At 61.6% G+C, this 15,855-nt stretch carries 7 protein-coding genes; 2 read left to right on the top strand and 5 right to left on the bottom strand.

The features are described from left to right. Positions 1-514: 514 nt before the first annotated feature. The 4 genes from RM530_RS00540 to RM530_RS00525 form a co-directional block, all read right to left on the bottom strand. Entirely contained in the window at positions 515-3,400 is a 2,886-nt protein-coding gene (locus RM530_RS00540; RefSeq protein ID WP_311363248.1) for a TonB-dependent receptor plug domain-containing protein, read from the bottom strand. A 363-nt stretch (positions 3,401-3,763) separates the two neighbouring features. Then, on the bottom strand, positions 3,764-4,876 hold the full coding sequence (locus RM530_RS00535; protein ID WP_311363247.1) for a HupE/UreJ family protein: 1,113 nt from the start codon (positions 4,874-4,876) through the stop codon (positions 3,764-3,766). Between the two features lie 152 nt (positions 4,877-5,028). Continuing rightward, positions 5,029-6,438 carry a CapA family protein gene (locus tag RM530_RS00530; protein WP_311363246.1) on the bottom strand — a complete coding sequence of 470 codons (1,410 nt, stop codon included), beginning with the start codon at positions 6,436-6,438 and terminating at the stop codon, positions 5,029-5,031. A 73-nt stretch (positions 6,439-6,511) separates the two neighbouring features. After that, positions 6,512-9,469: a TonB-dependent receptor domain-containing protein gene (locus tag RM530_RS00525; RefSeq protein ID WP_311363245.1), complete on the bottom strand. Its 2,958-nt coding sequence runs from the start codon at positions 9,467-9,469 to the stop codon at positions 6,512-6,514. Positions 9,470-10,413: 944 nt separating this feature from the next. On the opposite strand from RM530_RS00525, the gene RM530_RS00520 reads away from it, so the two are divergent. Both RM530_RS00520 and RM530_RS00515 read left to right on the top strand, forming a co-directional pair. Continuing rightward, on the top strand, positions 10,414-11,496 hold the full coding sequence (locus RM530_RS00520; protein WP_311363244.1) for an efflux RND transporter periplasmic adaptor subunit: 1,083 nt from the start codon (positions 10,414-10,416) through the stop codon (positions 11,494-11,496). A 4-nt stretch (positions 11,497-11,500) separates the two neighbouring features. Further along, entirely contained in the window at positions 11,501-14,650 is a 3,150-nt protein-coding gene (locus RM530_RS00515) for an efflux RND transporter permease subunit (protein ID WP_311363243.1), read from the top strand. Between the two features lie 21 nt (positions 14,651-14,671). On the opposite strand, the gene RM530_RS00510 is transcribed toward RM530_RS00515, so the two are convergent. After that, positions 14,672-15,595, bottom strand: a complete 924-nt coding sequence (locus RM530_RS00510) for a LysR family transcriptional regulator (protein ID WP_311363242.1) — start codon at positions 15,593-15,595, stop codon at positions 14,672-14,674. Positions 15,596-15,855: the final 260 nt, after the last annotated feature.

Raw genomic sequence — 15,855 nt, 5'->3', positions numbered from 1 at the left:
GGGCCGATTCACCCGTCGCTGTCTACGATTCACCCGTCGCTGTCCATGTGCCACTGAACCCTCCTCCACGCACCTGATTAACGAAGCTGTTTGCTACGCCTGACGGGTACAAATGCGTCCCGGACGAATCTTGTTTCCATGCCGCTGGCCCGTTGAGTAACGCAGACACGTCCCCGGAAGCTGGATTTCTGACAGGTCTGCGATGGAGTCCCCGAGTCTTCCCTCAATCCGGAAATCCTCATTACCTCACAACATAAACGTCGTTGGACGCTTGGCGCGGAGCCTGATCGCGACAAGCTGCGCTTCGCGGCACTGATACCGCCATAGCCCCGGGCTCTCGCCCATCGGCGCAACCGATCGCGCAAGCGTACTTGGATCACTTGACGATTACGCGACATTTGTTCTGCCATGTTGAATTAATTTCCTGGCTTGGCTACTGGCTCGAATTCAATCAGTAGGTCTTCGGCAGACGCGGCGCTGCCTGGGACAACCAGCACCTGAGCGATCTTGCCGTTCAACCCCAGTTGAAACGAATGCCGATGCGGAACACGCGCCCGAGATAGTCATAGAGCGCGCGGTTGACGCCCGGTTCGACATTGCTGCTGTCGCCCGGCCCAAGTCCGACGACTTCCGGATCCTTGTTCAGCAGATTGGTAATCTTGAAATAGAGCTGATTTTCCAGATTCCCGACATCCATGTTCCAGGCGAAGTACGCGTCGATGTAGAACGCGCCCTCGATATGGTTGGTGTTGATCGTACGGTTCTGTGACGACGACTCGGGACAGCCACTCGTGCATTCAATGTAGGTGTTGTCATACGTGCCGGCACTGACACCCCGCCCCGTGAAGATCGCACTGAACCGGTCGAGCGCATAACCCGCCGTGAGTCGATACAACCAGTCCGGCGGGCCACCACCGGTATTCTGTCCGGCCGAATCGGTGGCGGGATCAACTCCATTGTCGGAGGACATTTCCAGATAGTGCGTGGCCAGCGCCCGCAGCGTGAGATCGCCGCGCCAGCCGTCGACCACATTGGACAACGGCATCAGGTAGCTGACCTCCACGTCGATACCGCGGGCACGCTCCCCGACGAAGTTGAACGGGCTGTTGTTGATGTACAGATCCAGACCGGTATCGGACTCCGGAATGCGGTAGAAGGCATTGCAGAACGTCTGGTTGCCCTCATGGCAGCGATCGACGATGTTCTGAGGCGTTACCGAGGAGATCGCATCGTCGATCTTGATGTCATAGTAGTCGACCGACAAGCCCAGTCCAGGCACATAGGACGGCCGATACACGAAGCCCACACCCAGTGTGTCGGCCTCCTCCGGCTTCAGGTCCGGGTTGCCCGTCGAATCCTGCGTGTATCGCGTCGAAATGTTGCCGTAGAACGGATCGGTCACGAAATTGGTGTTGCGACGCCCGGCTTGATACAGCTCCTCCAGATTGGGCGCGCGAATGTCCCTGGACTTCGTCAGCCGCAGCTTCAGGTCATCGATCGGAGACCAGGTGAGGCCGGCCTTCCAGGTGGTGACGAAGCCCGAGGTGCTGTAGTCGGTTCCACGCACCGCGCCATTGAATTCGACACCCTTGGGCAACAGGACCAGCGTTTCGAGGTATGCCTCGGACACATTGTAGTCGCCGAAGGTCGGCAGGTAGTTTCCGTAGGTCCAGCCGTTCTGATACTGCTCGTCGACCGAGCCGGAAATTTCTTCGCGCCGATGTTCCGCACCGAACGCGATGCCGATCGGATCCAGCCACGGATTGGCGACGTTGGTGCTGAAATTGACCGCCGCGACATCCTGCTCGAAACGCTGTCTGCGTTCCGGCACGCCCATGAAGTAGTCAAGCGCACCCGGGGCGTTGACGCCGATGCCCATGCGGTTGAACGGCACACAACCGTTGCCCGGGTTGTCCAGCGACGAACGGCACACGATCTCGTCGCTGCCAGGATCGAACACGGCGTCCTGCGCCTCGGCCAGCCTGCCCCGGTGCGTGGTCAGCAAGGTCTCGTCGGTATCGGTGACGCCTCTTTGATAGTAAGCGTCCCAGTCCCAGTCGCTGCCGACCGCATCGAACGAACCGTTGAAGCCCAGCACGTAGCGCTTAACGGTCCGGGTGTTGTCGGTGATGCGCGTCGGAATATCGGCGTTGTAGGTGCCCAGATTGAATTGCGTGATGCCGAGATCCGCGGCGCGTTGAGCGACCTCCGTGGGCAGGAACGCATTGTCCGTATAGATGATCACACTGCCCTTGTCGGACTGCGAGCCACCCCACTGCTGGGCGACATTCTCGTTCCACGATGCTTCCGCAAACACTTCCATGCGGTCGGTGAGTTCATAGCTCAGCCGCGAGAAAACACCGTCCCGTTTCGATTCCGGCTCCAGCGAGGTTCTTCCGTTGGATTCACCCAGCGCCCAGTCGCCACCGATCGTCCAGGGATCGCGTGTCTCGCCGTAGGCGAACTGATTCACCACGCCGCCGACTCCGAAATAGGTACCGCGCAGTTCGGTATTGGTGATGATGCCGCCCGCGGTCATCACGCTCTGTCCCGACTGACTGGCCACCAGATATTCCGGCAGCCCGTTTCCGCTTTCGTAGGCGGGGTTGTTGACCATGTGCCAACCTTCCTGCGCCCAGTCGCGAGGCATGCCATAGATGCCATCGCGGCGGGACATCTGGCCGTTAAGCAGCAGATGTCCGCGTCCTCCGGCAAACGGGATGCCACCGGTCAGCGAAGCGTTCCAGCTTTGGTCGTCGCCATAGGTGGTCTCACCCGCTTCCAGCGTTCCCTTGAAGCCCGTGTAGTCCTTGTCGAGAATGAAGTTGACGATGCCCGATACCGCATCCGAACCATAGGTTGCGGATGCGCCGCCGGTCACCACCTCGACACTTTTGACCAAGGCCTGCGGAAAGGTGTTGATGTCGACCGTGCCCTGGGCCAGCGAACCGACCGAACGACGGCCGTCGAGCAGCACCAGGGTTCTTGCGTTGCCCAAGCCCCGCAAGTTGATCGAGCTGATGCCGGCCGCTCCCGAACTCAGGCTTCTGTTGGACGTGGACGGCGTGGTACTGCCGGACACCGACGGCAACTCGTTCACGAAATCGGCAAGGTTCACCGGCGCAGCGGCTTCGATCTCGGCTTCTCCAATAACCGTCACCGGTGTCGGCGTGTCGTATCCATTGCGCGCAACGCGAGAGCCGGTGACGACGACTTCTTCGAGTACCGCGGACGACCGAGTCGGCGCGGACGCCGCAGGTGAAGATTCCTGCGCATGGGCGAATGTGGTTCCGGTGAGCGCAAGTACGCCCAACAGGCACTTTGCTAGACCAGCAACGTTCGGCGATAGGTGATCAACTCGGCGTCGACAGGCATGCGGCAATATCTTTGGTATCAACACTAGAGCTTCCCAATAGATGCAGCAGAGCGCGCCAATAGGCCAAAGTAGTGACGGTATTTCCCCCGAAAAGTCGTTCGGTGGGCTCACGACATTTTCTTTGGCGAACAGGACTAGCTTAATAAGCCGCCTTTGCCCCAGCCAATGAAAAGGCAGCCAAGCCGCATAACTGTTCGTTATGCCGGTGCACCATGTCCTGCCGGGCCGCCCTTCAATAGCGCCTGGCGTGCCATATCAGTGCACCGAAGTGCGCGCGACTGACACGGTTTGAAACCTGGGGTCAGGGATTGCCGGCTGCCGCCTGGCAAGGCTCGCCGCTCGCAGCATGGCCGTTGGAAAGCCGGCGGAGGCGAGCCCTTCCGCGCTTCAGAGCGCGCGCTGGAAGAACCAGAAAAGCGCGCACAGACACACCGCGGCGGAGCCGGCGTAGAGCACGCCCAGTCGATAGAACCGGGTTCGTCTCAGCCAGTACGCCAGGGGGAAGTACACCGCAACGATCGCAAGCTGTCCGACTTCGACGCCAAGGTTGAACCCGAGCAACGGCCGCCATAGCTGCCCCGCGCCGAGATCGAGTTCACCGAGCACGCCGGCAAAGCCGAAGCCGTGCAGCAGGCCGAACGCAAATGCGAGCCAGGCGCCGCGACCGCCGGCGGTGGTCGGCAGGAAGTTGTTGAGTGCGGCCAGAAACACCGAAACGGCGATCGCCGATTCGACCAGACGGCTCGGCAGTTCGATCCAGCCCAGCATCGCGCAGCTCAAGGTGATCGAATGCGCCAGTGTGAAAGCCGACACGATGGCCGTCACGCGCCACAGCGCAGGAGCCAGGCGCGCCACCGGTTCGCGACCGCGGCCGCGGCGTTGATAGACCGCCGGAATCAGCAGGGCGATCAGAAAGAGTATGTGGTCGTAGCCGATCCAGATATGCCAGATGCCGGATCTCAGGAATTGCAGAAACCCACGCGCGGCCTCGACCGAGCCACTGAAACTCTGATAGGCGCTGCCGACCGAAAAAACCGCTTCCCGACCGGGCGAACCCTCCCAGACGATACGGGCGAAGCTTTCATGCTGCAGGTCAATATCGAAAAACAGTGCGTAACCGATGTCGAGCTGACGGATGGGCTCGGGCGCATCGACCACGAACTGCGAGGCGATGACATCTTCGCCGTCCTGCGTGCCATAGCGGAAGCGCTGGAAACGCAGCGGCAGTTCCTCGCCGTTGATCAGGACTCTCAGTCGGGCCTGTTCGTAGTCCTCGATCTCCGACTTGCGCTGCTTGATCTCGGGCCAGCCGATGAGGCCGTCGCCGTCAGCGTCCATTTCGAACGCACGCCGCAGATCCAGCAACTTGATCTTCAGCTCGCCTTCAAGATGTTCGCCGCTCACTTCGAGCGTCATGAACGACTCGCTGCCGGGATGCGCAGCAAGCCATCCCGGAAACGCGAGCGATGCCAGGCACAGCAGCCGGATCAGCAGTTTCATGGGCGACTCTGGTTCGGGCTCAGCCGATCCCGGGGGCGCCGGTGCCGGCGGAACTCCGCCGGCACCGCCCACCTGCAACGCCATGAACACGGGGAGAGGGCATGCCCATGACGCGGCAAGAACACGATGATGTGAGGCACCCGCTCAATGGACTATTTCCAGGACAGGATGCCGACACCGTTCTTGTAGTTCACGGTCGCGCCGTAGGGTTCACACAGTTCGACCAGATCGTCGATCACCTGCGAGGCTTCGGCATCAGGTGCCGGATATGGCTGACCACGCTTGGTACGCGGCTGACCGTAACCCAGCGCGACCGGATGCAGGCGCACTTCCTTGAGGTCGCGCTCATTGGTGTAGACCACTTCGGCCACGATGCTCTGCCAGTACTTGCGACTGGCCGGAAACCCCACGGTGTCGTTCTTGGATCGCTTGCTGTAGTAGTCACCGGGCAGCGCGTCGTGCGCGAGGCCGGTTTTCTCGTAGTTCTCGGCGGGCTGGAACCCGACAAGATCGTTCTCGAAGATGAAATTGGCCATCGAGTAGAAGATCGGCTTGCCCTTGTACACCTCGATACCACGCAGGATGTGCGGACCGTGTCCGACCACCATGTCGGCACCCGAATCGATCATCGCGTGCGCGAACTCGACAAGGAATTCGGCGGGTTGGGTCCGGTCTGCCGGATCGGCCGACTCGTGCGAATGCACGGAAACGACAACCCAGTCGGCCTGCTGGCGTGCATCGCGCACGCTGGCGGACAGCTCGCGCAGATCCTTCTCGTCGACCCTGGAACTCACACCGATCTCGTCGCCGACCACGAAGTTGGAGCCACCGAACTTCAGTACGCCCGAATCGTCACCTCCCATACCGTAACGCACGGGGCCGCGCAGCTTGATGAGCGTGTCGTAGGTTTCCTGGGTGACGGTGTAGGTCTCGACGTGACGCAGCGGGTTGAGTCCGGGACGCCCCATCAGATCCTTGCGCTGCGGGCCGGCGGCAATCGCCTCCGGAAACGAGGATGAGGTGGAGATCAGCGCGACGCGACCCTTGCGCGTATCCAGATAACCGGGGCTGCGCGCAAACGCCAGGTTCTCACCAACCCCGGAAAACACCATGTCGGTCTCGGCAAGAGCGGCCACGGTGCTGCGCATGCCCTCCACGCCAAAGTCATTGGTGTGGTTGTTGGCCAGGCCGAGCAGATCGAAACCAGCCCAGGCCAGCTCCTCGCCGACGAAACGTGGCGAGGTCATGTAGGTGCCGCCACTTTGCTGGGCACCCGGCATGTCGTAGCCGTGGATCAGGGTTTCGAAATTGGTGAACGCGGCATCGGCTCCGCGAATCAGACCGAACATCTGCTCGACGCCAGGGGCTGCGAAGGTCGAAAGGCGGCGGTTGATGATCGAATCGCCGGTGATTGCGAACACCGTCTCATCGTCGGCGCCGGCGGCGGACTTCCACGCGCGATCGACGCTGGCGCCATGAGCCAGCGGGCTGGCCTGCAGACAGACCACGCCGAGCAGCAAGCCGGTAGAAAGAGTAAGCCGTAAAGGTTTTCGAAATTTCATATCTGCCATTCTCTTCAGAAACAGGGCCGGTGGGGCGGCATCACTGGCGCCCCACCGGCAAGTAAAACCGCGATCAGAAGCTCTTGCTGAGTCGCAGTGTCCAGACCCGTCCTGCTGCGACGGCGTTGTAGACCGAAGCATCGTAGCCGGACGTCGCGGACGTCAGCGGCGGCTTCTCGTCCGTGAGGTTCTTGACGCCGAGGCGCAGGTTCAGGCCGTCGAGCAGCAGGCTGTCGGACATGAAGGTCTTGGACGCGAAGGCGTTGAAGGTGACGGTATCGTCGACCTTCCAGTAGTGGACGCCGTCGACCGTCTTGACGTAGCCGGGCTGGCCCAGCTCCTGGTACACCGCATCGGAAATCGAGGCACCGGTATCCGCGTACTCACCGATGTAGTAGGCGCTCAGACCCGCAGCGTAGGCGCCGTTGGTCCAGCTCAGTGCGGCCGAACCGCGCAGACGCGCATTGCCATCGATACCCAGCTGCGTGGACGAGGACCCATCGGCTCCGCCGAGACGCTTGAAGGTGTCGAGATAGGTCCAGTCGGTGGACAGCCTGAGCTTGCCCCAGCTGAATGACGGCAGGTCATAGGTGATGTTGAAGTCGTAGCCCTTGATCAGCGACGAGTCCAGGTTGTCGAACGGCGTCAGGGTCTCGACCAGGGCGCCGACCGGGGCCACCCATTCCGACTGCGGCCTGCCTTCGTTGTACGCCTCGAAGTTGGCAATGTCATCGTCGGTCACCTCGGCGCGGCGAACCAGAGCGTTGCCGGCGTAGTCATCGGTACCGCTGCCAAGATCGATGTCCTCGTAGGCGACACCGGCCGCCAGCGCAGCCTGCGTGGCATTGAAAAGACGTTCTGCATCGTCGATGCGCAACTGGTTGGCGTTGGGCGCGGCAATGATGTTTTCCTGCTCGATCTTGAACCAGTCGACCGAGAAGCGCAGGCCGTCGATCCACGGCACGTCCACGACCGTACCCAGCGTGTAGCCCTTGGACTCTTCCGGCTTGAGATCGGAATTGCCGGTGGTGGTCTGCAGACGCTGAATCTGCCCGTCCTCCGGTAGACCAGTCACATCCTGACGGTAGGGATCGGAATAGGACCCCACGGAGGTCCGAGACGGATAGTTGATGGCGGCCAGACTCGGTGCGCGGAATCCCTCGTTGTACGAGGCGCGAATCATGACCTGATCGACCGGACGGAAGTCCAGGGTGAACTTCGGATTGGTGGTCCCGCCAAAGTCGCTGTACTCCTCATAGCGCACCGATGCACCGAGTGACAGGCTGCGGATGCCGGGAACTTCGTTGTACTCCGAAACCAGAGGGATCACAGTCTCGATGAAACCGGCAGCCACAGTGCGATCACCGACGATGTTGCCGACCGGCGAGGCCTGCATGAAATCGTTGTCGCCGGGATCCAGACCCAGGGCGTTACCTTCATAGTTGAGACCGTGATACTGGGGACGCGTCAGCGAGTAGTCATCCCAGCGATGCTCGGCGCCTGCCGCCACCTGCAAGGGGCCCGCCCATGTGTCGATCAGGTCGCCCGTAACGCGGGCATCGATGGTGGCGAGGATGTCACGCCCGGTCTGAATGAAATCCTGAGAGAACGGATCGATGGAGTCTTGCGAGTTTACATAGGCCGTCGTCGGCACCACTTGACCGTCGACGACGCCGAAGTCGTAGTTCCAGGGATTGTAGGAACCGGATCCGATCGCATCGAGCACCGCACTTTCGCGTATGGCGTTCTGTGATACGTCTCGGGTACCCGAGCGAGAAAACGTCGCCGCCGATTCCCAGTTCCAGCGGTCATTGATCGCACCGCGGCCTCCCAGCACGAAGCGATAGGCACGTGTTTCGATCTCGACGGTTTCGTTGCCGTTGTCGACGAATCGGTAGGAGGTGATCGTCACCTCCTGCGGATCATCGGGATTGAAGCGCGTACCGTAGGGGTTCCAGGGATTGTCGATACCCAGCACGATGTTGCGGTTGGACGAGGCACTGTAGGAGACCGGCGCGCGCACCATCGTGGAATCGGCGGCATACAGCATCACTTCGCCGAACATCGTGAGGTGGTCGTTGACCTCATAGTCGACCTGGTTGAACCAGTTCAGGCGCGTCGTCTCGGGCAAGGCATAGCCCACGTTGAAATCGTAGTAGTAGTCCGATGCGAACTCGCCGTCTCGGGCCGGAACGGTGTCGCTGAACGCCGCGCCGGAAGACGTCGGCACCAGATACCGTGTCGACGTGGAGTCACCGACGCGGTAGGCAGGATAGGCACTTGATGAGCTGCGATCGAAAAAGCGGCCGGTCAGCGAATTGAAACCTTCGGGCGCCTGATCGACCTTGTTCGAGTCGCCCATGACGTCCGCGCTCTTGGTCGCGTCCCGATCATAGAGATCGAAGGTCGAGATCCAATGCATCCTGTCATTGAGATAGTAGTCACCGTGGGTCAGCGTCAGGCGACGGTCGTCGCCGGACCCGATTTCGGCGAAGCCACCCTGCAGCTGGATTTCGTTACCAACATAGTCGGTATCGACGACGAAGTTGACGACACCGGCAACCGCATCGGAACCGTAGATCGAAGACGCGCCGTCACGCAGCACGTCGACGCGATCCAGCCCGCGGACCGGCATCACGTTCGAGTTGACTGACAGTGCAGGAACGCCATTCTCGTTCGCGGAAATACCATGCGCCGCCATGCGGCGGCCGTTGAGCAGGACCAGCGTGCTGCCGGACCCCAGGCCGCGCATCGCGATCGAAGCCACGTCACCGCGCGCACCGGCGCCGCCCTGAGTGGATTCGTTCAAAGGCACGCCGGTGACCGCCGGCAGCGAGGTCAGCAGATCCACGGGCGAACCCGCGTCGCGCAGGTCCATTTCCTCGCGGCTCATCACGGTGACCGGCAAGGCCGCGTCGTCACCGCGTTGAATGCTGGTGCCGGTCACAACGACCTCCTCCATCACCACGTCTTCCGCGGCGGTGGCGGCCGGCTCCTGCGCATGCGCACAGGTGATTCCGGCGAGCAGCAAGGTTCCCACGAAGCCCCTGGGCTTCCGGTACAGGTTCCGCGCCCCGTTGGCCACTCGATCCCGTTGGACTAGCGGCGATGTCTTAGTCGTCAACACAAGAACTCCCGATCAGTAAATGGTGTCTGCGGCGAAGCGTCTCGATGGATCACGACGATCCCCAGCGCTTCGCAGAAATGCGATCTATCGGACTTCTTCACACACATGAATTCTTGAAAGAAGCACCCTTGATTCCACAAAAACAACCCCACAAGCACTGCCCCCGATTCACACCCCAAGGCGGCCTGATACGCTTTATTCCTGATCCCTCAGGACCAAGAGAAGCTGTGGCTGAGAATCGGAAGATTTCCCGCCCCCCGCGAACAATCATTTGATATTCGCGCCTGGTTATTCGCCTTCTCGGAATCAACCACGAAACAACAGCTTCCTCGGTGGCTATCAACCTTAGTGGGTGCCTTTGGCCTAGACCAATGAAAAGGCCGCCAAGCGGCATAACCATTCGTTATGCGCTTGCACCATCTGCTGTCGCGGCGCTCATTGTTGGAATGGGTTCGCCCCAAATCGGTGCGCTATTGGCCGCACAAACCGCGCCGACCGACAAAATTCGCCGACTCAGTCAGCCAATCAGACACGAGGTTCGTCGCGCCCGGCGGTAAAAACTCTCTATTGCGTTCCGGCATTCGACGGGCACGCACAGCAGGGCATTCAAAATTACCGCCAGTGCGTACTCCGCAACACACGCGCCAGCCTGACTGCGCCTGCACCATAACTCACAGTTATGGTGACCCCACATCTATTCATTGGCCCCCAGGCACGGCCCTATCTATCTTCCACGAAACTCAATTATGTAAGGCTGGGCGGGAATTCATCCCGATCCGTACCACTGTCTCCGTTTCTCGGGTTATCTCCCAGACCACTTGATGCGTTCCAGCCTGCTTCTCTATTCGATGCCACTCATTGCGGGGCTCCAGCTGCTGGCCGGATGCTCCTCCGACAGCAATGCCTCGGTGTCACCACCGGCAGTCCAGACCGCACAGCCCGTTGAGGTGATGAAGATCACGCGGCGCGATCTGGTGCAGACCTTGAGCCTGGTGGGCACGGTGATGCCCAACGAGTCCGCGCAGATCCAGTCCGAGATCGCCGGCGTCGTGCAGCGGATCGACTTCGCCGAAGGCCAGCAGGTTCGCTCAGGCGAGGTCCTGCTAAAAATCGAGGACAGCGAACTGGTTGCTCAGGAAGCGCAGGCCGAGGTGGCGTACGATCTGGCGCGCATTACCCTCGAACGGGTTCGGGATCTGAGCAAGTCACGCAATGCTTCACAAGCCGATCTCGATCGCTCGACCGCGGTGTTTAACAGCGCGCGTGTAGAGCTTGCGCTGGTGCGCAGCCGCCTTGCGAAAACCGAGGTCAAGGCGCCGTTCGACGGCGTGGTCGGCGCCCGTTCGATTTCGCCGGGCGATTACGTCAACCCGCAGACCGGCATCACCACGGTGGATGACCTGAGTCCACTCAAGGTCGCATTCGAGGTGCCGGAGCGTTATCTGCACAAGGTCCGCGCAGGCACCGCCTTCGCGCTGCGTTCCGACGGCTCGGGCTCCGCTGCGGACGCAGCGACCACCGGCAAGGTGTACTTCGTCAGTTCGGCCGTGAATCAGGACACCCGATCCAGTCTGGTCAAGGGCGTGCTCGACAACGCGTCCGACGCCCTCAGGCCGGGCATGTTCGCCAATATCGAACTGGTGCTCGACGTGCGCAGACAGACACTGACGGTGCCGGAAGCATCGATCCTGAATTCGACACAGGGTCCGCAGATCGTGCTCGCGCGCGCGCGCGGTGACGACTACACCGCCGCGTTCATCGCGGTCGAGCTCGGTCTGCGCAGCGAGGGCCTGGTGGAAGTCCGGGCCAGCGAAAACCTTGAGAATCAGTCCGTCGTGACCGCGGGCGTCGGTGCTCTCGCACTGTATCCGGACAGCCCGCTGTCACCCCGCCCGGCGGCTCAGGCCTACAGCGCAATTTCGCAGCACTGACGACATGGTGCTCTCAGAAATTTCAGTCCGGCGCCCGATCATCTGCATCGTCGTCGCGTTGCTGATCGTCATCGTCGGCCTGCTGCGCTTCAGCGAACTGCCGGTGCGCGAATATCCCGAGGTCGATCGGCCGACGGTGTCAGTGCAGACCGAATACGTCGGTGCATCCGCCCAGGTCGTCGAGAGCAAGATCTCCGAACCGCTGGAAAAGGAAATCTCCGCGATCGAGGGCATCCGCCTGATTCGCTCGACCTCGAACGAACAGGAATCTCGAATCTCGATCGAATTCAAGCTTGACCGCGACATCGACGAGGCCGCCAACGATGTTCGTGACCGCGTCAGTCGCGTCAGTCTGCCGCAGGATGTGGATCCGCCACAGGTCACGAAATCCGATCCCGACTCCTCGCCGGTGATGACGATCTCGTTCAACTCCGAGGTCTACAGCCGCCTCGAAATCGTGGAGCTGCTGGAGCGGTTCGTGGTTCCGCGCGTGCAGACGGTTCCCGGCGTCGGTTCGGTGCGCATCGACGGCCCGCGCTTCGCGATGCGTCTATGGATCGACAGCGACCGGCTCGCCGCCTACGGCTTGACGGTTTCGGATATCGAACGTGCCCTGCGGCTGCAGAATATCGAGGTACCGAGCGGCCGTATCGAGTCCAATGCGCGTGAATTTCCGGTGCGGCTGCTCGGCAGCCTGCAGGAGACCTCGGAGTTCGAAAACCTGATATTGGCATCGCGCGGCAACTATCACGTCAAGTTCAGCGACGTGGGCCGGGTCGAACTCGGCGCCGAGAACTACCGCTCCGACACCATGTTCATGGGGCGCCCGACCGTCGGCGTGCGGGTCATGCGTCAGTCGCAGGCCAATCTTCTGGAGCTGATCGACGGCGTCAAGGCGCTGCTCCCCACGCTTGCTCAGGATCTTCCGGCCGGGATCAACATTCAGGTCAGCAAAGACGATTCGGTCTACGTCAGCCGATCTGTCGAGGCGGTCTTCAAGACGCTCTACGAGGCGGTGGTGCTGGTCATACTGATGATCTTCCTGTTTCTGCGGAACTGGCGTGCCACGCTGGTTCCGCTGCTGGCGATCCCGGTGTCGATCATCGGTTCGGTTGCGATCATTGCCTCGCTGGGTTTCTCGATCAATGTGCTGACGCTGCTCGCCTGCGTGCTGGCGATCGGTTTGGTGGTCGACGACGCCATCGTGATGCTGGAAAACATCTATCGCCGCATCGAAGAGGGCACACCACCGATCTATGCAGCGATTCTCGGCGCCCGCCAGGTCGCGTTCGCGATCATCGCCACCACGCTGACGCTGGCCGCCGTATTCCTGCCGGTGGCGTTTCAGTCCGGGCAGATCGGGCGATTGTTCTACGAATTCGGCATTACCCTGGCGGTGTCGGTGCTGGTCTCCGCCTTCGTCGCGTTGACGCTGACGCCCATGCTCTGCGCGCGCATGCTCAAGGCGCCGGGTGCCAAGGGCCACGGCTGGTTCTATGACAAGACCGAGCCGGCCTTCGTATGGCTCAACCGCCGCTTCGAGGGGCTGCTCAAAGGCGCCTTTCATCACAAAGGCCTGGTCCTCGGCGCCTGTGTCGGCTTCGTTGCGCTCGGCGGATTCCTCTACACGCAGCTTGCGCGCGAACTGGTTCCCACCGAGGATCGCGGCATTCTGACCGCGACCATCATCGCGCCGGTCGGATCGACACCGGCCTATGTACGGCACTACTCCACGCAGATCGAACAGGCGATCCTCGATCTGCCGGAGATCGACCGCACGTTCCACCGGGTCAGTGACGACGAGGCCTACGTCACCGGCACGCTCAAGCCCTGGGAAGAACGCGAACGCAGCACTCAGGAAATCATCGCCGCACTCCGCGCGGAATTTCGCCGCAACATGACCGGCGTGCAGATCAACGTCGCCACTTCGCGCCCGTTCGGCGGCGTCGGCGGCCGCCGCGGCGCCAGCGCCGTGCAGCTGGTGCTGCAAGGTGCCGACTTCGACGTGCTGCAACGCTCCGGCGAAGCCATACTTGCGCAAGCGCGCAGCAGCCCGCTGTTCGGCAACACACGTCTGGATCCGTCGCCGACGAAACCGCAGATCGACGTGAAGATCGACCGCGCCAAGGCCGCCGCGCTGCAGGTTTCGGTCGGTGAAATCGCCGCCACGCTGGAGACGATGCTGGGCAGCCGACGCGTCACCGAATTCCAGCGCGGCAACCAGCAATACGACGTCATCCTGCAGATGGAAAACGCCCGGCGGGCCACACCTCAGGACCTGGCGCGCCTCTACGTGCATTCCGCGAACGGCGGGACGGTACAGCTGAGCAGCTTGGTCGACTGGACGGAATCATCGGTACCTGAAGGCTATCCACACTTCAATCGCCTGCGTGCGGTAACGCTGTCCGCACAGCTCGGAGAAGGCGTGGCTATCGGTGATGGCATCGATTTTCTTCAGCGCGTCGCCCGCGACGAACTGCCGGCCGGCTACTCCTACTCCTGGGACGGACAGGCGCGCGAATTCGTCGAAGGTGCCAGCGATACGACCGCGCTGTTCGGCCTGGCCCTGCTGTTCACGTTTCTGATCCTGGCCGCTCAGTTCGAATCCTGGGCGCACCCGATCACGATATTCACCGGCGTGCTGCTCGCGATCGCCGGCGGCATCACGGTGTTGTATTGCACGCGTTACTGGGGCGTGCCGATGACCGACAGCCTGTTCTCGCGCTTCGGCCTGATCATGCTGATCGGCCTGGTGGCCAAGAACGGAATCCTGATTGTCGAGTTCGCCAACCAGCTCCAGATCGAGCGTGGATTCAATGCGACCCAGGCCGCCATGGAAGCGGCCATCCTGCGCTTCCGACCGATCCTGATGACCTCGATTTCAACCGTGCTTGGTGCCGTACCGATCGCGATCAGCGACGGCGCGGGTGCCGAAACCCGCAACCCGCTCGGGCTGGTTGTCGTTGGCGGCCTCACGCTCTCTACGTTTCTCACGCTGCTGGTGATTCCGATCATCTACGTACTGATGGATCGGCTGTGTCATCGCCTCACGGGCGCCAACAGCACCGCCGGGCTGAAACAGGCGGACGACATCCGCCTGGAACTGACTCAATTGCGCGACGCCGAGCGTCTCGAAGCGGCTCCGCCGCGATAGCCGGCGGCACAACGAGCGAGGCTAGGCCGCTTCGGTTCCGACGCCCTGAAGCGCATCGATCAATTCCCGCGACACGCCCTCGACGCACTGCAGGAAGGTTTTCTGCACGCTGTTGAGCGGACCGTCGATGCGGTAGGCCGCATACAGCCTGACCGGGAAGTTCGGGACCACCGTCCTGATCTGAACATCGGGGCCCGCCGAGACCGCGGTGAACGGATCGACCAGCGCCAGCCCCTCTCCGGCACAGACGAGTTCCTTGGCGATCTGGTAGGTCTGCACCCAGGTGGTGATGCGCGGCGCTGGCGTCAGGCGTTCCAGGTAAGCCTGGAGCTGGCGCCCCAGACAGTCCATGGTGGCAATGCCGACCAGCTGGGAACCGGCGATCCAGTCGATTCCGATCGGCTGCACCGACTCCATCTTGGGCCAGGTTCCAGGCGGTGCGATCAAGGCCAGGGAACCCGTGCACAAGGGTTCGCAACGCACATCCGGATGATTCAGCTCCTGCAGCGTCAGGCCGATATCGGTCTCGCGCAGCAGGATGGACGTGAGCATTTCGCGAGAATGCTGCGTCGACAGTTCAATGGCGGTATTGCCAAAATCTTGTCGGAGGCGGGTGATCGACTTCGGCACGATCGAGTTCGCCAGCGTCGGCGTGCTCACCGCACGCAGCACGTACTTGCCGGCCTGTGCAACGTTCGATGCCAGGCGCTGAAGGTCACGCAGCTCGTCGGAGATGCGTTCGATCTGCCCTTTCAGCAGCATGCTTTCTGGCGTGAGATGCAGCCGTCCCTTGGCCCGCACGAACAGTGCGAAGCCGAGGCGGCGTTCGGCCTGTTGCAGCAGTTTGGTCGCTGCGGGTTGCGAAATGTTGAGGATGGACGCCGCCCCGGTCAGCGTTCCAGCTTCCATGATGGCTTGAAATACTTCGATATGACGAAGGCGCATAGCTGGCATATCCATCCTGTCTGGGCGGGAATCGTACGTCGCGAATCCCGTTGTGTTGTCACCCGGCAATCAGACTGCGAGGTCGCAGATTTCATGCCAGTGTCACAAGCACCCTACAAAAAGGCGATGCACGCCTTCAGGCCCGCACGGCGGTACGGCCACAGGAATATTTCTTCACGCTGGATACGCCCACAGCATCAGCAGGCGGGATACGGACTTGTCTGCGATGAACAGGACGGTCCCTGTTCGTCGCAGACTGG

The sequence above is a fragment of the Banduia mediterranea genome (assembly GCF_031846245.1).
Taxonomy (GTDB): Bacteria; Pseudomonadota; Gammaproteobacteria; order Nevskiales; family Nevskiaceae; genus Banduia; species Banduia mediterranea.
Note: the sequence above shows the minus strand (reverse complement) of the source record. Positions and strands in the feature narration are given on the sequence as shown.

Coding starts and splice junctions, on each gene's coding strand:
- RM530_RS00535 (WP_311363247.1), bottom strand. CDS start 4,876: ATGAAACTGCTGATCCGGCTGCTGTGCCTGGCATCGCTCGCGTTTCCG.
- RM530_RS00530 (WP_311363246.1), bottom strand. CDS start 6,438: ATGAAATTTCGAAAACCTTTACGGCTTACTCTTTCTACCGGCTTGCTG.
- RM530_RS00520 (WP_311363244.1), top strand. CDS start 10,414: ATGCCACTCATTGCGGGGCTCCAGCTGCTGGCCGGATGCTCCTCCGAC.
- RM530_RS00515 (WP_311363243.1), top strand. CDS start 11,501: ATGGTGCTCTCAGAAATTTCAGTCCGGCGCCCGATCATCTGCATCGTC.
- RM530_RS00510 (WP_311363242.1), bottom strand. CDS start 15,595: ATGCGCCTTCGTCATATCGAAGTATTTCAAGCCATCATGGAAGCTGGA.